This window comes from Pseudomonas gessardii, assembly GCF_001983165.1.
Lineage (GTDB): Bacteria > Pseudomonadota > Gammaproteobacteria > Pseudomonadales > Pseudomonadaceae > Aquipseudomonas > Aquipseudomonas gessardii.
In genome coordinates this window covers 83,333-104,080 of the sequence record NZ_MNPU01000013.1, presented here as the reverse complement: position 1 = coordinate 104,080, position 20,748 = coordinate 83,333, and the positions used below count along the sequence as shown (strand labels likewise).

The 20,748-nt window shown below is 59.5% G+C and carries 17 protein-coding genes; 6 read left to right on the top strand and 11 right to left on the bottom strand.

Annotation, left to right across the window (positions count from 1 at the left end):
* Positions 1-13: 13 nt before the first annotated feature.
* From greA to grpE, 7 genes are all read right to left on the bottom strand, one after another.
* Positions 14-490 (bottom strand): transcription elongation factor GreA, encoded by a 477-nt coding sequence (gene greA, locus BLL38_RS11770; protein WP_032862903.1) that lies wholly within the window; start codon positions 488-490, stop codon positions 14-16.
* Entirely contained in the window at positions 487-3,708 is a 3,222-nt protein-coding gene (gene carB / locus BLL38_RS11765) for a carbamoyl-phosphate synthase large subunit (protein WP_076962740.1), read from the bottom strand. The genes greA and carB overlap by 4 nt, the downstream gene beginning before the upstream one ends.
* Positions 3,709-3,813: 105 nt before the next feature.
* Positions 3,814-4,950, bottom strand: a complete 1,137-nt coding sequence (gene carA / locus BLL38_RS11760; RefSeq protein ID WP_076962739.1) for a glutamine-hydrolyzing carbamoyl-phosphate synthase small subunit — start codon at positions 4,948-4,950, stop codon at positions 3,814-3,816.
* Between the two features lie 259 nt (positions 4,951-5,209).
* Positions 5,210-6,016, bottom strand: coding sequence for a 4-hydroxy-tetrahydrodipicolinate reductase (dapB, locus tag BLL38_RS11755; protein ID WP_076962738.1), 807 nt, complete (start codon positions 6,014-6,016; stop codon positions 5,210-5,212).
* Between the two features lie 10 nt (positions 6,017-6,026).
* Positions 6,027-7,151: a molecular chaperone DnaJ gene (gene dnaJ / locus BLL38_RS11750; RefSeq protein WP_076962737.1), complete on the bottom strand. Its 1,125-nt coding sequence runs from the start codon at positions 7,149-7,151 to the stop codon at positions 6,027-6,029.
* A 316-nt stretch (positions 7,152-7,467) separates the two neighbouring features.
* On the bottom strand, positions 7,468-9,384 hold the full coding sequence (gene dnaK, locus BLL38_RS11745; protein WP_076962736.1) for a molecular chaperone DnaK: 1,917 nt from the start codon (positions 9,382-9,384) through the stop codon (positions 7,468-7,470).
* 103 nt (positions 9,385-9,487) lie between these two features.
* Complete coding sequence (gene grpE / locus BLL38_RS11740; RefSeq protein WP_038445951.1) at positions 9,488-10,057, bottom strand: nucleotide exchange factor GrpE; 570 nt, start codon at positions 10,055-10,057, stop codon at positions 9,488-9,490.
* 232 nt (positions 10,058-10,289) lie between these two features.
* On the opposite strand from grpE, the gene recN reads away from it, so the two are divergent.
* On the top strand, positions 10,290-11,963 hold the full coding sequence (gene recN, locus BLL38_RS11735; RefSeq protein WP_076962735.1) for a DNA repair protein RecN: 1,674 nt from the start codon (positions 10,290-10,292) through the stop codon (positions 11,961-11,963).
* Positions 11,964-12,058: 95 nt separating this feature from the next.
* Here the strand turns inward: recN and fur are convergent, their stop codons facing one another.
* A complete protein-coding gene (gene fur / locus BLL38_RS11730; protein WP_010562662.1) occupies positions 12,059-12,463 on the bottom strand; it encodes a ferric iron uptake transcriptional regulator in 405 nt (134 codons plus the stop codon).
* A gap of 98 nt (positions 12,464-12,561) precedes the next feature.
* Here fur and BLL38_RS11725 point away from each other — a divergent pair, with 98 nt between their 5' ends.
* A complete protein-coding gene (locus BLL38_RS11725) occupies positions 12,562-13,089 on the top strand; it encodes an outer membrane protein assembly factor BamE (protein WP_076962734.1) in 528 nt (175 codons plus the stop codon).
* Between the two features lie 61 nt (positions 13,090-13,150).
* Here BLL38_RS11725 and BLL38_RS11720 read toward each other — a convergent pair whose 3' ends face one another.
* Together BLL38_RS11720 and BLL38_RS11715 are read right to left on the bottom strand one after the other, a co-directional pair.
* A complete protein-coding gene (locus tag BLL38_RS11720) occupies positions 13,151-13,465 on the bottom strand; it encodes an RnfH family protein (protein WP_169866376.1) in 315 nt (104 codons plus the stop codon).
* On the bottom strand, positions 13,458-13,892 hold the full coding sequence (locus tag BLL38_RS11715; RefSeq protein WP_032862891.1) for a type II toxin-antitoxin system RatA family toxin: 435 nt from the start codon (positions 13,890-13,892) through the stop codon (positions 13,458-13,460). Before BLL38_RS11715 ends, BLL38_RS11720 begins: the two co-directional genes overlap by 8 nt.
* A 168-nt stretch (positions 13,893-14,060) precedes the next feature.
* Between BLL38_RS11715 and smpB the strand changes: the two genes are divergently transcribed.
* Positions 14,061-14,543, top strand: a complete 483-nt coding sequence (smpB, locus tag BLL38_RS11710; RefSeq protein WP_029299012.1) for an SsrA-binding protein SmpB — start codon at positions 14,061-14,063, stop codon at positions 14,541-14,543.
* Positions 14,544-14,609: 66 nt separating this feature from the next.
* Here smpB and BLL38_RS11705 read toward each other — a convergent pair whose 3' ends face one another.
* Positions 14,610-15,377, bottom strand: coding sequence for an FCD domain-containing protein (locus tag BLL38_RS11705; protein ID WP_076962733.1), 768 nt, complete (start codon positions 15,375-15,377; stop codon positions 14,610-14,612).
* A gap of 260 nt (positions 15,378-15,637) precedes the next feature.
* Here BLL38_RS11705 and BLL38_RS11700 point away from each other — a divergent pair, with 260 nt between their 5' ends.
* From BLL38_RS11700 to BLL38_RS11690, 3 genes are all read left to right on the top strand, one after another.
* Entirely contained in the window at positions 15,638-17,332 is a 1,695-nt protein-coding gene (locus BLL38_RS11700) for a lactate permease LctP family transporter (protein ID WP_076962732.1), read from the top strand.
* Positions 17,333-17,458: 126 nt separating this feature from the next.
* Positions 17,459-20,293 carry an FAD-binding and (Fe-S)-binding domain-containing protein gene (locus BLL38_RS11695; protein WP_076962731.1) on the top strand — a complete coding sequence of 945 codons (2,835 nt, stop codon included), beginning with the start codon at positions 17,459-17,461 and terminating at the stop codon, positions 20,291-20,293.
* 101 nt (positions 20,294-20,394) lie between these two features.
* Positions 20,395-20,679: a hypothetical protein gene (locus BLL38_RS11690; RefSeq protein WP_076962730.1), complete on the top strand. Its 285-nt coding sequence runs from the start codon at positions 20,395-20,397 to the stop codon at positions 20,677-20,679.
* Positions 20,680-20,748: the final 69 nt, after the last annotated feature.

Sequence of the window (20,748 nt, the reverse complement as noted above, 5' to 3'; positions counted from 1 at the left end):
CGGGCGCCGCCGTTCAGATGTGACGAACTTCGACAATCTCGTACTCGATCACGCCACCCGGCGTCTTGACGGCCACCACATCCCCTTCTTCCTTGGCGATCAAGGCGCGGGCCAGCGGCGAACCGACGGAGATCTTGCCGAGCTTGAAGTCAGCCTCGTCCTCACCCACGATGTGGTAAGTCACGCTTTCATCCGTCTCGACGTTGGCGATTTCCACCGTCGTGCCGAAAATCACCTTGCCGGTCTTGGGGATGGTCGTGACATCGATGATCACCGCATTCTGCATGCGCCCCTCGATATCACGGATCCGCGCCTCGACCATACCCTGCTGCTCACGGGCAGCGTGGTATTCGGCGTTTTCCTTCAAGTCACCCAACTCACGGGCCGTACCGATGTCCTGGCTCAGCTTTGGACGTACGACCTTGGTCAGGTGAGCGTGCTCCTCTTCCAGGGCCTTGGCGCCCTGGACAGTCATAGGGTATTTGATCATGCCTTCAATCCTGCGTGTAGATCCTGCAAGCGACGCACGGTCTTTTCCGGACCGAACTTGAGCGCTTCACAGATGGCTTCGCCAGCAGCAATGGTGGTGGTGCAGTAGATCTTGTGCTGCAAAGCGTTACGACGAATGGAGTAGGAGTCCGCGATCGACTGACGACCTTCAGTGGTGTTGATGATCAGGGTGACTTCGTCATTCTTGATCATATCGACCACGTGTGGACGGCCTTCCGTTACCTTGTTCACGCGACGCACTTTCAGGCCAGCCGCTTCAATCAGCTTGGCGGTCCCGGCAGTGGCCACGACTTCAAAGCCCAAGTTGATCAGATCACGGGCCACACCTGCAACCAGCGGCTTGTCATCATCACGCACGCTGATAAACGCAGTACCGCCGGTCGGCAGCACTTCGCTGGCGCCCATCTGGGCCTTGGCGAATGCTTCGCCGAAGGTATCGCCCACACCCATCACTTCACCGGTGGACTTCATCTCCGGGCCCAGGATCGGGTCCACGCCAGGGAATTTGGCGAATGGGAACACCGCCTCTTTCACACTGTAGAAGTTCGGAATGATTTCCTTGGTGAAGCCGATTTCCTTCAAGGTCTTACCGGCCATCACACGGGCGGCAATCATCGCCAGGGACACGCCGATGCACTTGGAAACAAACGGTACGGTACGCGAAGCACGTGGGTTAACTTCGATGACGTAGATGTCTTCGCCTTGCAGCGCCAACTGTACGTTCATCAGGCCGACCACACCCAGTTCCAGGGCCATTTTCTTGACCTGCTCGCGCATCTCGTCCTGGATGTGCAGCGGCAGCGAGTACGGCGGCAGGGAGCACGCGGAGTCGCCGGAGTGAACACCCGCCTGCTCGATGTGCTGCATGATCGCGCCGATCACCACGTCGGTGCCGTCGCAGACCGCATCCACGTCCATCTCGATGGCGCAGTTGAGGAAGTGATCCAGCAGCACCGGGCTGTCGTTGGACACTTTCACCGCATCACGCAGGTAGCGCTTGAGTTCGTCTTCTTCGTAGACGATCTCCATCGCCCGGCCGCCCAGCACGTAGGACGGACGCACCACCAGCGGGTAGCCGATCTTGCTGGCGGCGCGGATGGCTTCATCTTCGCTGCGCACAGTAGCGTTTGGCGGCTGACGCAGGTTCAGGCGCTCGACCATTTGCTGGAAGCGCTCACGGTCTTCGGCACGGTCGATGGCGTCTGGGCTGGTACCGATGATCGGCACGCCGGCCGCTTCCAGGGCACGCGCCAGTTTCAGCGGGGTTTGCCCGCCGTACTGCACGATCACGCCTTTTGGCTTCTCGACGCGACAGATTTCCAGCACGTCTTCCAGGGTTACCGGCTCGAAGTACAGGCGGTCGGAAGTGTCGTAGTCAGTGGAAACAGTTTCCGGGTTGCAGTTGACCATGATGGTCTCGTACCCGTCTTCGCGCAGGGCGAGGGCGGCGTGTACGCAGCAGTAGTCGAACTCGATACCCTGGCCGATACGGTTTGGACCACCGCCGAGGATGATGATCTTGTCGCGGCCCGACGGCGCGGCTTCGCACTCTTGCTCGTAGGTGGAGTACAGGTACGCGGTGTCGGTGGCGAACTCTGCGGCACACGTGTCAACGCGCTTGTAGACCGGGAAGATATCCAGCTTGTGGCGGTGGGTGCGCAGGTTCTTCTCGGTCACGCCCAGCAGCTTGGCCAGACGCTGGTCGGAGAAGCCTTTGCGCTTGAGGCGGAACATCAGGTCGCGGTCGATCGAGGAAAGACCCAGGGTCTTGACCTTCTCTTCTTCCTTGATCAGATCTTCGATCTGCACCAGGAACCACGGGTCGATCATGTTCATGCCGAAGATGTCTTCGACGGTCATGCCCGCGCGGAAGGCATCAGCCACGTACCAGATACGCTCGGCGCCCGGCACCGTCAGCTCGCGCTTGAGGATGCTCATGCTTTCCGGGTTGCTCAGGTCGAGTTTCTCGTCCAGGCCGCAAACGCCCACTTCCAGGCCGCGCAGGGCTTTCTGCAGGGACTCCTGGAAGGTCCGGCCGATGGCCATGACTTCACCGACCGACTTCATCTGAGTGGTCAGGCGGGCGTCGGCTTTCGGGAACTTCTCGAAAGCGAAGCGTGGCAGCTTAGTGACGACGTAGTCGATCGACGGCTCGAAGGACGCCGGCGTAGCACCGCCAGTGATTTCGTTTTGCAGCTCGTCCAAGGTGTAACCGATCGCCAGCTTGGCAGCGATGCGTGCAATCGGGAAGCCGGTAGCTTTTGATGCCAGCGCCGAAGAACGCGATACACGCGGATTCATCTCGATCACGACCATGCGGCCGGTGTCCGGGCAGATACCGAACTGAACGTTGGAACCGCCGGTTTCAACGCCGATCTCACGCAGTACCGCCAACGAGGCGTTACGCATGATCTGGTATTCCTTGTCCGTCAGGGTTTGCGCAGGAGCCACGGTGATCGAGTCACCGGTGTGCACGCCCATCGGGTCGAAGTTTTCGATCGAGCAGACGATGATGCAGTTGTCCTTTTTATCGCGGACAACTTCCATCTCGTACTCTTTCCAGCCGATCAGGGATTCGTCGATCAGCAGCTCTTTGGTCGGCGACAGATCCAGACCGCGCGCGCAGATTTCCTCGAACTCTTCACGGTTGTAAGCGATACCACCGCCGGTGCCGCCCATGGTGAAGGACGGACGGATAATGCACGGGAAGCCCAGCTTTTCGAGAACCGCGCTGGCCTCTTCCATACTGTGGGCGATACCCGAGCGCGGGCAATCGAGGCCGATCGACTTCATGGCCTTGTCGAAACGCGAACGGTCTTCAGCCTTGTCGATGGTGTCGGCATTGGCGCCGATCATTTCTACGCCAAACTTTTCCAGGACGCCTTCGCGCTCCAGGTCCAGGGCGCAGTTCAATGCAGTCTGGCCACCCATGGTCGGCAGCAGTGCGTCTGGACGCTCTTTCTCGATGATCTTGGCAACGGTCTGCCATTTGATCGGTTCGATGTAGGTGGCGTCGGCCATGTCCGGGTCGGTCATGATGGTGGCCGGGTTGGAGTTCACCAGGATGACGCGGTAACCCTCTTCGCGCAGGGCCTTGCAGGCCTGGGCGCCGGAGTAGTCGAATTCGCAGGCCTGGCCGATAACGATCGGGCCAGCGCCGAGAATCAGGATGCTTTTTATGTCTGTACGTTTTGGCATGGGTTTGTCACTCAAATCCGCAGGTCAGTCGGCAAGCCGTCTTGAACAATCCTTGAAGAGCCTGCGGGGGCCACCGAGATTCGGGGCCGCCCGCAAGCCACTCAGTCAGCGTCGCTTGGCCATCTCATTGATGAAGCGGTCGAACAGCGGCGCTACGTCGTTCGGGCCCGGGCTCGCTTCAGGGTGGCCCTGGAAGCTGAACGCGCTCTTGTCGGTGCGCTCGATACCCTGCAGGGAACCGTCGAACAGCGATTTGTGAATGGCGCGCACGTTGGCCGGCAAGGTGGCTTCATCCACCGCAAAACCGTGGTTCTGGCTGGTGATCATCACCACGCCCGTGTCCAGGTCTTGTACCGGGTGGTTGGCACCGTGATGGCCATGACCCATTTTCAGGGTCTTGGCGCCGGAGGCCAGGGCCAGCAGTTGGTGACCGAGGCAGATACCGAACACCGGGATCTCGGTGTCCAGCACGTCCTTGATGGCTTTGATCGCGTAGTCGCATGGCTCAGGGTCACCCGGGCCGTTGGACAGGAACACACCATCCGGTTGCAGGGCAAGTACGTCGGCGGCCGGAGTTTGCGCCGGCACCACGGTCACGCGGCAACCGCGCTCGACCAGCATACGCAGGATGTTGTACTTCACGCCGTAGTCATAAGCGACCACATGGTAAGGCAGCTCACTGGCTTCAATAGTCGCGTGGCTGTCGGTCTTCAAGTCCCAGACAGTGGAGCGCCATTCGTACTGCTCTTTGGTGCTGACGACTTTAGCCAGGTCCATGCCTTTCAGGCCAGGGAAGCCCTGCGCTGCAGCAATCGCCGCGTCTTCGCTAATATTGTCACCCACCATGATGCAGCCGTTCTGCGAGCCTTTTTCCCGCAGGATGCGCGTGAGGCGGCGCGTATCGATACCGGCGATCGCCACCACATTGTTGGCTTTCAGGTAATCGGACAGCGACATCGTGTTACGCCAGTTGCTCGCAACCAGTGGCAGATCACGAATCACCAGACCGGCCGACCAGACACGATCAGACTCGACGTCTTCCGGCGTAGTACCGGTGTTGCCGATGTGCGGATAGGTCAGGGTAACGATCTGCTGGGCGTAGGAAGGATCGGTAAGGATTTCCTGATAGCCGGTCATGGCGGTGTTGAACACCACCTCTCCAACGGTCTGACCGTCGGCTCCAATGGCTTCGCCGCGAAAAATGCTGCCATCAGCAAGGGCGAGTATGGCTGGCTTAGTCAAGAAGACCTCCCGTAAATAAAGCCTGAAAGGGCGATCGCAGGTTGTAAAAAAGCGGAGTGACGTATGGACACGTCACCCCGCTTCTTCACTGAATTATTCTGCGCGCTTTTAGTGGACACACTAAAGCTGTAGCTTACAGAAAAAGGCTATTTTGGTCCACCGCTAAAGAGCCTAAAAGGCAGGAGAATGCGACAGGACGTCGCTTAGCGGGTAAAAACGGGGCCCTAGAGTAATACCCAGGGCCCGTTTTTGCTACTGATTAACGCAGATCCAGCACGTCTTGCATGTCATAGAGGCCCGCTTTGCGGCCCTCCAGCCACAATGCGGCGCGCACCGCGCCCTTGGCGAAGGTCATGCGGCTGGAGGCCTTGTGGGTAATCTCCAGGCGCTCACCTTCGGCAGCAAACAGCACCGTGTGGTCGCCCACCACGTCACCGCCGCGCACGGTGGCAAAGCCAATGGTTTCACGCTCGCGCGCGCCGGTATGACCTTCGCGGCCATACACCGCGACTTTCGACAGGTCGCGCCCCAAGGCATCGGCAATCACTTCCCCCATACGCATGGCCGTCCCCGATGGCGCATCGACCTTGTGCCGGTGATGGGCCTCGATGATCTCGATATCCGCCTCATCACCCAGCACCCGCGCCGCCATGTCGAGCAACTTCAGCGACAGGTTGACGCCCACACTGAAGTTGGCGGCAAACACGATAGGAATATCCTGGCCCGCCGCGACGAGCAATTGCTTCTGCTCGACACTCAGGCCGGTGGTGCCGATCACCATGGCCTTGCCCGCCTTGCGGCAGAACGCCAGGTTTTTCAGCATCACGTCTGGCAGGGTGAAGTCGATCAACACATCGAACTCTTCAACCACTTGCTCCAGGCTGCCGGACAACGCCACACCGATGCGCCCCAACGAGGCCAACTCACCCACATCGGCGCCGATCAGCGTACTGCCCGGGCGTACGATCGCCGCCGTCAGGCCCGACAGAGGCGAGCGCTGCTGCACCGCCTCCACCAGGTTCTTGCCCATGCGCCCGGCGGCGCCCATCACTGCTATACGTCGCATATCCAGGTCCTTACAGGTCGCCGAAGAAGCGCTTCACGCCTTCAAACCAACCAGCGGTCTTGGGTGAATGGGAGCCATCACCGTCCAGCGAACTGCGCAACTCTTCGAGCAACTCACGCTGGCGACGATCCAGGTTGACCGGGGTCTCGACGGCCACACGGCACATCAAGTCGCCCGCACCGCCGCCACGCACCGGTGCAACACCTTTGCCACGGATCCGGAACTGCTTGCCGGTCTGCGTCCCCTCAGGGATCTTCAGCTTGACCCGACCATCGAGAGTCGGAATCTCCAACTCGCCGCCCAGGGCCGCATCGACAAAGCTGATCGGCACTTCGCAGAACAGGTGCTTGCCGTCGCGCTGGAAGATCGAGTGCTCGCGCACATTGATCACCACGTACAGGTCGCCCGTCGGGCCACCCTGCGTACCCGCCTCGCCCTCGCCCGACAACCGGATGCGGTCGCCGGTATCGACACCCGCCGGCACTTTCACCGACAAGGTCTTGTACTCTTCGACACGCCCCTCGCCATGGCAGGAATCGCACGGATCGGAAATGATCTTGCCCTGGCCATGGCAACGCGGGCAGGTCTGCTGCACCGAGAAGAAGCCCTGCTGCATGCGCACCTGGCCGATACCGCCACAGGTCGGGCAAGTGATCGGCGAAGAGCCCTTCTTGGCACCCGAACCGTCGCAAGGCTTGCAGTTGACCAGCGTCGGCACGCGGATATTGACGCTGGTGCCGCGCACGGCTTCTTCCAGGTTCAGCTCCAGGGTGTAGCGCAAGTCGCTGCCACGCTGGGCACCGCCGCGCTGACCGCCGCGACCGCCACCAAAGAAGTCGCTGAATACATCGCCGAAGATATCGGAGAAATTCTGCCCGCCAAAGCCGGCACCGCCACCCCCCATGCTCGGATCGACACCGGCATGGCCATACTGGTCGTAGGCTGCACGCTTGTTCGGGTCACACAAGCATTCGTAGGCCTCATTGGCCTCTTTGAACATTTCCTCGGATTCTTTGTTATCCGGGTTACGGTCCGGGTGGTGCTTCATCGCCAGGCGACGGTAGGCCTTCTTCAGGTCCGCCTCGCTGGAGCCGCGCTCCACACCCAACACTTCGTAATAGTCACGCTTTGCCATAAGTCTTTGCACTCTTAAGGACGTCCGGCAAAACCCTCCTGAGCCTGCCAAACTCGTTGAGCCCCAATACAGGCCCGGACCCAACTCACGTCAAATTCAACGATCCTGGTCTTTACTGCTTTCAGCCGAGACCCAGCTAAAAACGCGGTGACTGTCGATCGCAAAGCAGGAGCATTCCCGATCACACCGCCAGCATCCGAACCTTGTCGCATGCTGTAAAAATTCCCGTACCCCAGACACGCCAACGCGGGAGCAAGCTCCCGCGCGGCGACATCCTACCAGTCACCGCTTGATAGCGGTCAACCGGGCGACCAACTTACTTCTTGTCTGTAACGTCTTCAAACTCGGCATCGACAACGTCGTCGTGCTTGGCTTCAGGTTCTGCCTGTTGCGCAGCACCGTCAGTTTGCTGGCCTTGCTCGGCGTACATTTTCTGAGCCACTGGCGCGGAGACTTTCGACAGTTCCTCAACCTTGGCTTCGATGGTGGCCTTGTCATCGCCTTTAACGGCGGCTTCCAGGGCAACCACGGCGGCTTCGATTGCGGCCTTCTCTTCAGCCGTCACTTTATCGCCAGCATCCGCGATCATTTTGCGTGTCGAGTGAACCAGTGCATCACCCTGGTTGCGGGCAGCGGCCAGTTCTTCAAACTTGCGATCTTCCTCGGCGTTCTTTTCAGCATCGTTGATCATCTGCTGAATTTCTTCCTCGGACAGGCCGGAGTTGGCCTTGATCACGATCGACTGGGTCTTGCCGGTGGCCTTGTCCTTGGCGCCTACGTGCAGAATGCCGTTGGCGTCGATGTCGAAGGTCACTTCAATCTGTGGCACGCCACGTGGTGCTGGTGGAATCTCGGCCAGGTCGAACTTGCCCAAAGACTTGTTCTGCGCAGCCTGCTTACGCTCACCCTGCAGCACGTGAATGGTCACTGCGCCCTGGTTGTCATCGGCAGTCGAGAACACTTGCGATTTCTTGGTAGGAATCGTGGTGTTTTTCTCGATCAGCGCAGTCATCACGCCGCCCATGGTTTCGATACCCAGGGTCAGCGGGCTGACGTCCAGCAGCAGCACGTCTTTCACGTCGCCGGCCAATACCGCACCCTGGATGGCAGCACCCATGGCAACCGCTTCGTCCGGGTTCACATCTTTACGCGCTTCTTTACCGAAGAACTCGGTGACCTTCTGCTGCACCAGCGGCATACGGGTCTGACCGCCCACCAGGATCACGTCGTTGATCGCGCTAACGTCGATACCCGAATCTTTCAGGGCAATGCGGCAAGGCTCGATAGTGCGTTGAACCAGGTCTTCAACCAGCGATTCCAGCTTGGCGCGCGAAATCTTCACGTTCAAGTGCTTGGGACCGGTAGCATCTGCGGTGATGTACGGCAGGTTCACGTCGGTCGAATTGCTCGAAGACAGTTCGATCTTGGCTTTTTCAGCGGCTTCTTTCAGGCGCTGCATCGCCAGCGGGTCACCCTTGAGGTTCATGCCGCTTTCTTTCTTGAATTCGTCAACGAGGTAGTCGATCAGACGAATGTCAAAGTCTTCACCGCCCAGGAACGTGTCGCCGTTGGTCGCCAACACTTCAAACTGGTGCTCGCCATCGACTTCAGCGATTTCGATCACAGAAACGTCGAAAGTACCGCCGCCCAGGTCATAAACGATCACGGTGTGGTCGCCCTTGGCCTTGTCCATGCCGTAGGCCAGAGCGGCCGCGGTAGGTTCGTTGATGATGCGTTTTACGTCCAGGCCCGCAATGCGGCCGGCGTCTTTGGTCGCCTGGCGCTGGCTGTCGTTGAAGTAGGCCGGAACGGTGATCACCGCTTCAGTCACAGCTTCACCGAGGTAGTCTTCGGCAGTCTTTTTCATCTTTTTCAAGATTTCAGCCGAGATTTGCGGCGGCGACATTTTCTGGCCATTCACTTCAACCCAGGCGTCACCGTTGTCGGCCTTGGCGATTTTGTACGGCACCATCTTGATGTCTTTCTGTACGACTTCTTCGTCGAACTTACGACCGATCAAACGCTTCACCGCGTACAGGGTGTTGTGCGGATTGGTCACAGCCTGACGCTTGGCGGACTGGCCTACCAGGATTTCGCCATCGTTGGCGTAAGCCACGATGGAAGGGGTAGTACGTGCGCCTTCGGCGTTCTCAATCACCTTGGAAACGCCGTTTTCCAGCACGGAGACGCAGGAGTTGGTAGTCCCCAGGTCGATACCGATAATTTTGCCCATGATTCACTCTCCCGAAACTTTGGATTTGGTTGCCGCAGCAGTGGTGGCTAACTGCGGTAGCACTTAAACGCTTGACTTATAAATGGGGTCGTTACGAACGATTTCAAGCCTGCTCGTCAATCGACGGCGAAACCGGTGCGGGAGCCTTGCTCACCACCACCATCGCCGGGCGCAACAGGCGACCGTTGAGCTGGTAGCCCTTCTGGAACACTTTCAACACGCTATTGGGCTCAAGGTCAGCATTTTCCTGCATGGCCATGGCCTGGTGATGCTCCGCGTTGAACGGCTCGCCGCCTTGTGGATCGATGGCTTCCAACTGATAACGCTTGAGGGTGTCCTGGAACATTTTCAGGGTCAGCTCGATCCCTTCGCGCATGGCACGGATGTTTTCGTCGTCCGGGCTGGACAGCTCCAGGCCGCGTTCCAGGCTGTCGATGATCGGCAACAGATCACCGGCAAACTTCTCCAGCGCAAACTTGTGGGCCTTTTCTACATCCTGCTCGGCGCGGCGGCGGACGTTCTGCAGATCGGCAGCAACACGCAAAGCCTGATCCTGAGCGCCTGCCAGTTGCTCTTCGAGCACCTGCACACGAGCCGCCAGGTCTTCACCCGCTGCCTGCGAGGCCTGGTTGGCGTCTGGGTTTTGCGTATCCAGCGTCTGTTCGTCAGCCATAATTTTCTCCTTTCGAAATCCTGCGCGAACTCAACTCGCGCTTCTGTTCCGGTATATGGGGCCACAATTTCCAGGTTCAAGGGCCGACATACCTCGACTCACACTTTCCCGCACATTCCCCATCGCACTAAAAAAAGCCGTTATCCAAGCAAATTGAGCTAAGTCACAGGATTGTCAGCGCCAAACAAAACACTGTATAAATAACCAGACCTAAAGCCTGGGAGCAGCCGTCATGCTGGTTCACCTGTCCGTACATAACTACGCCATTGTCGAGCACCTGGATCTTGAACTGGATCGCGGGATGAGCGTAATCACAGGCGAAACCGGCGCCGGCAAGTCGATCATGCTCGACGCCCTGGGCCTGACCCTGGGTGATCGCGCCGACAGCGGCGTGGTTCGCCCCGGTGCAGACAAGGCCGATATCCTGGCGACCTTTGACCTGGCAGATATCCCGGAAGCCAGCGCCTGGCTCGCCGAGCGCGACCTGGATAACGACGGCCCGTGCATCCTGCGCCGCGTAATCACTGCCGAAGGTCGCTCCCGGGGCTATATCAATGGCACGCCCTGCCCCCTCGGCGACCTGAAAGCCCTTGGCGAGCTGCTGATCGACATCCACAGCCAGCACGAACATCAATCCCTGCTGAAAACCGACACCCACCGTCGCCTCCTGGATGAATATGCCGGTGCCACCGACCTGGCGCGCCAGGTGCAATTGGCTGCACAGCGCTGGCGCCAGACCCGCCAGGAGCTGGAGCGCCTGTCCAATTCCGGCGACGAACAGCGCGCTCGCCACCAACTCCTCAGCTATCAGTTGGAAGAACTGGAAAGCCTGGGCCTGGGCGAAACCGAGCTGGAACAGCTGGAGCAGGAGCACAAGAACCTGACCAATGCCGAAACCCTGCTGGGCATCTGTCGCCAGGTGGTCGAGCAATGCAGCGAAAGTGACTCCGGCAATGTGCTGAATGCGCTGACGGCCAGCCTTAACCGCCTGTCGAGCGTGAACAGCGGCTCGGGGTCACTGAGTGAAGCCACCACCCTGCTGACCAGTGCGCAAATCCAGGTAGAAGAGGCCGTGGGCGAACTGAACCGCTTCCTTGACCACTTCGATGCCGACCCGGCACGCCTGCAAGAGATCGAAGAACGTCTCGACACTATTTATACCCTGGCGCGCAAACATCGGATCCAGCCAACCGAAGTGGCGGCCATGCAGCAAAAGCTGCTGGACGAGATCGAAACCCTGAATGCCAATGATGAATCCATCGAACGCCTGGGCGACGAACTCGCCTCTTTTGCCCGGCATTACCAGGAAAAGGCCCGGGAACTGAGCGACCTGCGGCACCAAGCTGCAACCGGGCTGGCTTGCGCCGTGGAGCAGGAAATCCAACGCCTGGGCATGCCGGGCGGGCGCTTCACCATCGAGTTGCACACCAATAGCGGCAATGAACTGCAGCCCAACGGCCTGGAGCAGGTCGAACTGCTAGTGAGCGCCAACCCCGGCCAACCTCTCAAGGCACTGGCCAAAGTGGCGTCTGGTGGCGAACTGTCACGGATCAGCCTGGCAATCCAGGTCATTACCGCCCAGACCTCCCGCGTACCGACCCTGGTATTCGACGAAGTGGATGTGGGGATCGGCGGGCCGACCGCAGAAATTGTCGGCCAATTGTTGCGCCGCCTGGGTGAGCGCGGGCAAGTACTGACCGTTACCCACTTGCCACAGGTGGCAGCCCAGGGGCATCAACATCTGTTTGTACATAAGGTACGGGGCAGCGACGCGACGCATACAGCCGTGTCCAAGCTGAACAAGACCGAGCGGGTGGAAGAAGTCGCACGCATGCTCGGCGGCATCGACCTGACCAAAGAGTCCCTGGCCCACGCGAAAAAAATGGTGGTGACGGCGAAGGCCTGAGCCCTTTCCACCCCGTTTTTTCCATCGGCAGAAAGCACGAAGGCGACCCTAGGGTCGCCTTCGATCGTTTCGCAGAACGAATCTGCGTAGCTTTCTTACTTTTTCTTACGTATGTACAGAACCAGATTGTGGTCCACCAAATCGAATCCATGCTCCTCAGCGATCTCATGCTGGAGCTTCTCGATTGCAGGACTGGTGAACTCGATAACCTCATTGGTATCCAGATCAACCATGTGGTCGTGATGACCACCGTCAGCCAGCTCGAAAACCGCATGACCGCCGTCGAAATTATGACGAACCACCAGCCCTGCGGCTTCAAACTGGGTCAGTACACGGTAAACCGTGGCCAGGCCGACGTCCTCGTTAGACTCCATCAGCGCCTTGTAGACATCCTCGGCACTCATGTGGCGCTGCTCGGCGGAATCGAGCATTTGTAGAATCTTGACTCGTGGCAGAGTCACTTTAAGACCGGCTTTGCGTAGTTCGCTATTTTCAACCATGGTTAGCTTTCTCGCGGATGCTGCTTCGCAGCTTCTCTTAATACGGGTATGATCGGCGTTTACGTTGTCCCAGCCAAGATAGTGGAAGTCGCCCACCGATGCAAAACACCAAGCTCTTGCTAACCAGTTTCACCCTTGTGGGACTGCTCGCACTCGCCGGTTGTTCATTCCCCGGGGTTTACAAAATCGACATCCAGCAGGGCAATGTCGTCACGCAGGACATGATAGACCAGTTACGCCCGGGAATGACCCGACGGCAAGTACGGTTTATCATGGGCAATCCCCTGCTGACCGACACATTCCATGCCGATCGCTGGGATTATCTCTATAGCCTGCAGCCTGGAGGCGGGGAACGCCAACAGGAGCGCGTCAGTGTCATCTTCAATGGCAACGACCAGCTCGTCAGCCTTTCCGGTGACTTCATGCCTGGCGTAAGCCGCGATGAAGCCCTGCTGGGCAAGGACAGCGGGACCAGCGTCACTGCGCCAGCGCAGAATGCTGAAAAGCCCAAGTCCGAGGTGCCGGCCAAGCCAGGTTCCTTGCTGGACACGATCCAGAAAGACATCGACAGTGTGGAAACCGTTCCGGTGCCGACGCCAGAACCCCTGGATACAAGCCCGCAATAATTTTCATCGTTCAACAAAAAGCCCGGCATGCCGGGCTTTTTGTTGCCTGCTATTTCACAGGCTAGGGGAGTTGCCGCCGAGCTTCGGCTGCTTTTGCCGCTCGCAGGCGCCTCACCTCTTTGGGATCCGCCAACAAGGGCCGATAAATTTCGATGCGATCGCCGACCTGCACGCTACGGGTTTCAGCATCCGCCACGACGCTGCCGAAAATCCCCAATGGGCAACGGGCGATATCCACATCGGGAAACTGCGCCGCAATGCCTGAAGCCAGCACCGCAGCCCTCAGGCTCGTACCCGGCGCAACCGCCAGGCTCAACAACCGTTGACGGTCTACCGCGGCGTAAACCACCTCAATCTCGATCAGTGACTCAGCCATGCAGTTGCTTGGCCCGCTGGCAAAACGCATCCACCAGGGTATTCGCGGCCTGATTGAACAGCGGCCCCAAGGTCGCCCGCACAATGGAACCTGCATAATCAAACGTCAGGTCCAGGCTGATCTTGCACGCCTTCTCCCCCAACGGCTTAAAGACCCAGACACCGTGCAGTTGAGTGAACGGCCCTTCTTCCAGATTCATCTCGATCGACCGCCCAGGGACCAGGACATTGCTCGTCACAAACTTCTGGCCAAGCCCCCCCTTGGACACCTCAAGACTCGCACGCATATGCTCATCGCTGCTCTCCAGCACCGTGGATGAAGAGCACCAGGGCAGGAAATCCGGGTAGCTCGCCACGTCGTTGACCAGGTCATAGAGCGCTTGCGCCGGGTAAGGCAGCAGGGCCGAGCGTTGAATATGCGTCGTCATGGGAGCGTTATTTCCGAAGCTGAGCGGCAAACATCGCGAAAAGACAGGCCGATTCGCGAGAGAAAAAAACCAGAAAACTGGCGGTATTGTCCGGGATTCATCCAACACGCTCAAGCACGCAGGTTGACCGTAGCCGACACGCTCGCAACTGCCTATAATGCCGCCCCTATGGCTAAACAAAAGAAACACCCAACAGGGACCATCGCGCAGAACAAAAAAGCGCGACACGATTACTTCATCGAACATCGGTTCGAGGCTGGTCTGGTCCTGGCCGGCTGGGAAGTAAAAAGTCTGCGTGCCAGCAAGTTGCAACTGGTCGACAGTTACGTGCTGCTCAAGGATGGCGAGGCCTGGCTGCTCGGCAGTCATATCACGCCGTTGATGACCGCCAGCACCCACGTGATTGCCGATCCGGTGCGTACGCGCAAGCTGCTGCTCAATGCCCGCGAACTGGAAAAGCTCGCCGCTGCCGTACAGCAGAAGGGCTACGCCTGCGTCTGCCTGTCGTGGTACTGGAGCAAGCACCTGGTCAAATGCGAGATCGCACTGGGCAAGGGCAAGAAGGAATACGACAAGCGTGATACCGAGCGCGAGCGCGACTCCAATCGGGAATTGCAGCGTGCCGTGCGCAACAAGGGCAAGGAAGACTGATCTTCCCCGCCCCTTGATGCGAGCCCGTGAGGCCAGGGAGCCTGCTCCCTGCGCCGCAATGCCCGGCTACATCCCCTTGCGGCGCTCCGCCCGGGCCATGCGCTGCACTTCCTGACGCACCTCTTCCAACACTTCCTGCACATACAGCAGGTGACGTGTTGAAACCTCGCGCGCCTGCTCTGCCCGCCCTTCGATAATCGCCAGGTACAGATCCCGATGCTGGCTGATCAGCATGTCCCGGGTTTCGGTACGCTGCTGGTACATGCCGCCGATATTGGTCACCACGTTACGCTTGAGCAAATCAAACAAGCCGCGAATGGTGTGCAGCAATACCGCGTTATGGCTGGCCTCGGCGATAGCCAAGTGAAACCGGGCATCGGCCGCACCTTCTTCAATACGGCTCACCTCATCATCACGCGTGTAGCAATCCTGCAGCGCATCAAAGGCAGCAGTCAGCCGTTCGCGGTCCACCTCCGTGGCGCGCAACGCAGCGTAATAAGCACAAGACGCTTCCAGCGTCTGGCGAAACTCCAGCAGATCACGCTGGGCTTCAGGGTTGTTTTCCAGCAGATGCAGCAACGGATCACTGAAGGTTGAACCCAGCGTCTCCACCACATAATTGCCGCCGCCCTGACGACTGACCAGCAAGCCCTTGGCCGCCAGTTTCTGGATCGCCTCACGCAAAGATGGGCGCGATACACCGAACTGTTCAGCCAGTGCGCGCTCGGCTGGCAATCGCTCGCCCGACTTCAACGTGCCCTCAAGGATCATCCCCTCAAGCTGCTCGACAATATCGTCGGACAAACGGCGCTGACGCACCTGATCAAACGCCATAACTGACTCTCCACGATCCCGGCCACTCGCCGGGCCCTCTATTCTGGCCTATTGGCGCGCCATCGGCACCTATCAGAACCCCTTTGATTACGCCGATCAGACCCCACACCCACCGATATGCGACCAAAGTTTCTCAGGCGGCAAATTGACACACCACCCCGAAGGCTCTTAACCTAGCCAACAGCGATTGTAAATTGGTCTTACCAATTATCCAAATCAGCTAACTATGCATGACCAACAACAATTAGGGGCCACCCCATATGCAAACCTGGCAACAGCTTTACAGCCCACTCGGCAGCCTTGGCCTGTCCGCACTGGCCGCCGTTATTCCCATCGTCTTTTTCTTCCTGGCCCTGGCGGTGTTTCGCCTTAAAGGTCATGTTGCCGGGAGCATCACCCTGGCGCTGTCGATCCTGGTGGCGATCTTTGCCTTCCAGATGCCGGTCGATATGGCATTCGCCGCTGCCGGCTACGGCTTTGCCTACGGCTTGTGGCCAATCGCCTGGATCATCGTCGCCGCGGTATTCCTATACAAACTGACAGTCAAGAGTGGCCAGTTTGAAGTGATCCGCAGCTCGGTGCTGTCGATTACCGATGACCAGCGCCTGCAAGTGCTGCTGATCGGCTTCTGCTTCGGCGCATTCCTGGAAGGTGCTGCCGGTTTCGGTGCACCCGTGGCGATTACTGCCGCGCTGCTGGTCGGCCTGGGCTTCAACCCACTGTACGCCGCCGGCCTGTGCCTGATTGCCAATACCGCGCCAGTGGCGTTCGGCGCCCTGGGGATCCCGATCATCGTGGCCGGCCAGGTCACCGGCATCGATGCATTCAAGATCGGCGCCATGACTGGCCGCCAGTTGCCGCTGCTGTCGCTGTTCGTGCCGTTCTGGCTGGTGTTCATGATGGACGGTATACGCGGCGTCAAGGAAACCTGGCCCGCCGCACTGGTGGCCGGTTTGAGCTTTGCCATCACCCAGTACTTCACCTCCAACTTTATTGGCCCGGAACTGCCAGACATCACCTCGGCCCTGGCCAGCCTGATCTCCCTGACCCTGTTCCTGAAAGTCTGGCAGCCCAAGCGCACTGCGGGCGCACAGATTGCTGGCGCCACCTCCAGCGTTTCGGTCACTGGCAGCGTCGGCGGTTTCGGCCAGCCGCGCACATCTGTGGCTTCGCCTTACAGCCTGATGGAAATTTTCAAAGCCTGGTCGCCGTTCCTGATCCTCACCGTACTGGTCACCATCTGGACCCTCAAGCCGTTCAAGGCGATGTTCGCCGCCGGCGGGTCGATGTACAGCTGGGTGTTCAACTTTGCGATTCCGCACCTGGACCAGATGGTGGTCAAAGTTGCCCCCATCGTCACCAACCCGACGGCCATTCCAGCCGTATTCAAGTTGGACCCGATTTCCGCCACCGGCACGGCGATTTTCTTCTCGGCACTGATCTCCATGTTGGTGCTGAAAATCAATTTCAAAACTGGTCTTACCACTTTGAAAGAGACTTTCTACGAGCTGCGCTGGCCGATCCTGTCCATCGGCATGGTGCTGGCATTCGCATTCGTGACCAACTACTCCGGCATGTCTTCGACCATGGCTCTGGTCTTGGCCGGCACCGGCGCGGCATTCCCGTTCTTCTCGCCGTTCCTTGGCTGGCTGGGCGTGTTCCTCACCGGTTCCGATACCTCGTCCAACGCCTTGTTCAGCTCCCTGCAAGCCACCACCGCACACCAGATCGGCGTCAGCGACACCTTGCTGGTAGCGGCGAACACCAGTGGCGGCGTAACCGGCAAGATGATCTCTCCACAATCGATCGCCGTGGCCTGCGCCGCGACCGGCCTGGTGGGCAAGGAATCCGACCTGTTCCGCTTTACCCTCAAGCACAGCCTGTTTTTCGCCACGATTGTCGGCCTGATCACCTACGCCCAGGCGTACTGGTTCACCGGCATGCTGGTGCACTAAGACCACAGGCAATACCGTAAGAACCGACGCCGCAGCCACCGTGCGGCGTCAGCTATTCACAACCCAGTCTGCTGGTCCCTGGCGCCAAGGCTCCCCAGACTGGGTGCTGCTGACCCTGGAGGCCCCATGAGTCTGCCCGTCGCGTTCCTTGATGCTGTCGCACGACTGATCCCGAAAGATCGGCGCTTTGACGACCCTCTTTCCACCCTGGCTTTCGGCACCGACGCCAGTTTTTACCGACTGATCCCACAACTGGTGGTCCGCGTCGAGTCGGAAGATGAAGTGGTCGAACTGCTGCAACTGGCACAACGCGACCGCGTGCCAGTGACCTTTCGTGCCGCCGGCACCAGCCTTTCCGGCCAGGCCATCAGCGATTCGGTACTGATCGTGCTCGGCGATAACTGGAACGGGCGCGAGATTCGTGGCCAAGGTACGCAAATCCGCCTGCAACCCGGGGTGATCGGGGCCCAGGCCAACGCCTGGCTTGCGCCGTTCGGGCGTAAGATCGGCCCGGATCCGGCGTCGATCAATGCCTGCAAGATCGGCGGAATCGTCGCCAACAATGCCAGCGGCATGTGCTGCGGCACCGCCCAGAACACCTACCACACCCTGGCCGGGATTCGCCTGGTGCTGGCCGACGGCAGCCGTCTCGACACCGAGGATGCCGCCAGCGTCGCCGCGTTCCGCGAGCAACATAGCCAGTTACTTGAGCGCTTGGCCACCCTGGGCCGCGAGACTCGGGCCAATTCTGAATTGGCTGCAAAAATTCGCCATAAATACCGTCTGAAAAACACCACCGGCCTGTCACTCAACGCCCTGGTGGACTTCGACGAGCCACTGGACATCCTCAGCCATTTGCTCGTGGGTTCCGAAGGCACCCTGGGCTTTATCAGCGCCGTGACCTACGACACGGTGATCGATCACCCGAACAAGGCATCGGCCCTGATCGTATTCCCCGATGTAGAAACCTGCTGCAACGCCGTGACCGTGCTGAAAACCCAGCCCGTGTCGGCGGTCGAGTTACTGGACCGGCGCAGCATGCGCTCGGTGCAAGACAAACCCGGGATGCCCGCGTTCGTACAACAGCTATCGGAAGGTGCCTGCGCACTCTTGATCGAATCCCGCGCAGCCTCGTCCACACTGCTGCATGAGCAACTGGCGCTGATCATGGCCTCGCTGGCCGAGTTCCCGGTCGAGAAGCAAGTCGACTTCACCGAAAACCCGCTGGAAAACGCGCGCCTGTGGGCCATCCGCAAGGACACCTTCCCTGCCGTCGGCGCCGTACGCAAGACGGGCACCACGGTGATCATCGAAGACGTGACCTTCCCGGTAGAGCAACTGGCCATTGGCGTGAATCGCTTGATCGAGTTGTTCGACAAGCATCACTACGATGAAGCCATCCTTTTCGGACACGCCCTGGAAGGCAATCTGCACTTTGTGTTCACCCAAGGCTTCAACAGTGCGGAAGAAGTCACACGCTACCAGGCGTTCATGGATGACGTGGCGCAACTGGTGGCCGTGGAGTTCGGCGGTTCGCTGAAAGCCGAGCACGGCACCGGGCGTAATATGGCGCCCTTCGTCGAACTGGAATGGGGCAGCGATGCCTATCAATTGATGTGGCAACTCAAGCGCCTGCTCGACCCCAACGGCATTCTCAACCCGGACGTGGTGCTCAGCGAAGACCCGCAAATCCACCTCAAAAACCTCAAGCCCCTGCCGGCCGCCGATGAGATTGTGGATAAGTGCATCGAGTGCGGTTTCTGCGAGCCGGTGTGCCCCTCCAAGGGCCTGACCCTGAGCCCGCGCCAGCGCATTGTGATCTGGCGCGATATCCAGGCACGCAAACGCGCCGGCGTCGACACCACCGAACTGGAAGCGGCGTATCACTATCAAGGCATCGACACCTGTGCCGCCACCGGCTTGTGCGCCCAGCGCTGCCCGGTAGGCATCAATACCGGCGACCTGGTGAAAAAACTGCGCAGCCGTGAAGCAGGCAGTACGAAAACCGCCGAGTGGCTGGCCAGCCATTTCTCCACTGCGCTGCAAGGTGCCCGTTTCACCCTGCATGTGGCCAACGGCGCACGCATGCTGCTCGGCGCACCCCGCCTGGCGAAACTCTCAGCCTCCGTGACCAAGCTGTCCAAGGGACAAATCCCGCAGTGGACCAGCGCTATGCCGCAGCCAGAAAAAGCCATCCGCTTCAGCCCTGCCGTCACCGATGAACGCCCACGCGTGGTCTACCTCGCGGCCTGTGTCTCGCGGGCAATGGGCCCGGCGGCCGGGGATAAAGAGCAAATGTCGCTGTACGAAAAAACCCGTGGCCTGCTGGAAAAAGCCGGCTATCAGGTGGTCATCCCGGACAACCCGGACAGCCTGTGCTGCGGCCAGCCCTTTGCCTCCAAAGGCTACGCCGAACAGGCCGAGCACAAACGCCAGGAACTGATCGGCGCCCTGCTCCACGCCAGCCGTGGCGGCCTCGACCCGATCTACTGCGACACCAGCCCCTGCACCCTGCGCCTGGTCCAGGACCTGAGGCAAACACGCCTGGACCTCTACGACCCGGTCCGTTTTATCCGCACCCACCTGATGGACCGCCTGGACTTCACACCCCAGGACGCGCCGATTGCCGTACACGTCACCTGCAGCACCCAGCACCTGGGCGAAAGCCAGGCCCTGATCGACTTGGCCCGGCGTTGCAGCAACAATGTGGTCATCCCCGAAGGCATCCACTGCTGCGGGTTTGCCGGCGACAAAGGCTTCACCACCCCGGAACTCAACGCCCATTCCCTGCGCTCCCTCAAGGACGCCGTGCAGTACTGCAGCGAAGGCATCTCCACCAGCCGCACCTGTGAGATCGGCCTGACCCAGCACGGAGGGATCGATTACCACGGCCTGGTCTACCTGGTCGACCGGGTGACCCAGGCCCGCGCAATAAAAACGAACCCCAACGCACTGGCGTAGTCACTTGCTTAAGCCCCGGGCAACCGGGGCCGATCAATGACCTCGCCGGCTGCCCGCACATACCGCGCAGCATCGAGACCTCTTTGCACAAGGAGATACCTATGAAGCGTTCCGTACTGGCGGGTGTATTCGTTACCGCTGCGATGCTGGCTTCCCCCGTGTTCGCTGCAGGCAATGAAGCAGACTTATGTCAGATCAATCTGAATAGGATCAACGACAACAAGGTGCTGCTCGCCACCGACACCAGTGGCAAACGCGGCGAAATCGACACTGCCGTCTCCCAAGCCAAGGCCGCCCACGCATCCGGCGATGAAAAGAAGTGTATCGAAATCACCACCAAGGCCCTGCAAGACCTGAAGAACCTGGACAAAGGCGGCAACCCATAACCCGCCAACCGCTCAAGCCCCACCTTTCGGGTTGGCCTTCTGTGACCGTTTGACGTACACTGCACAGGC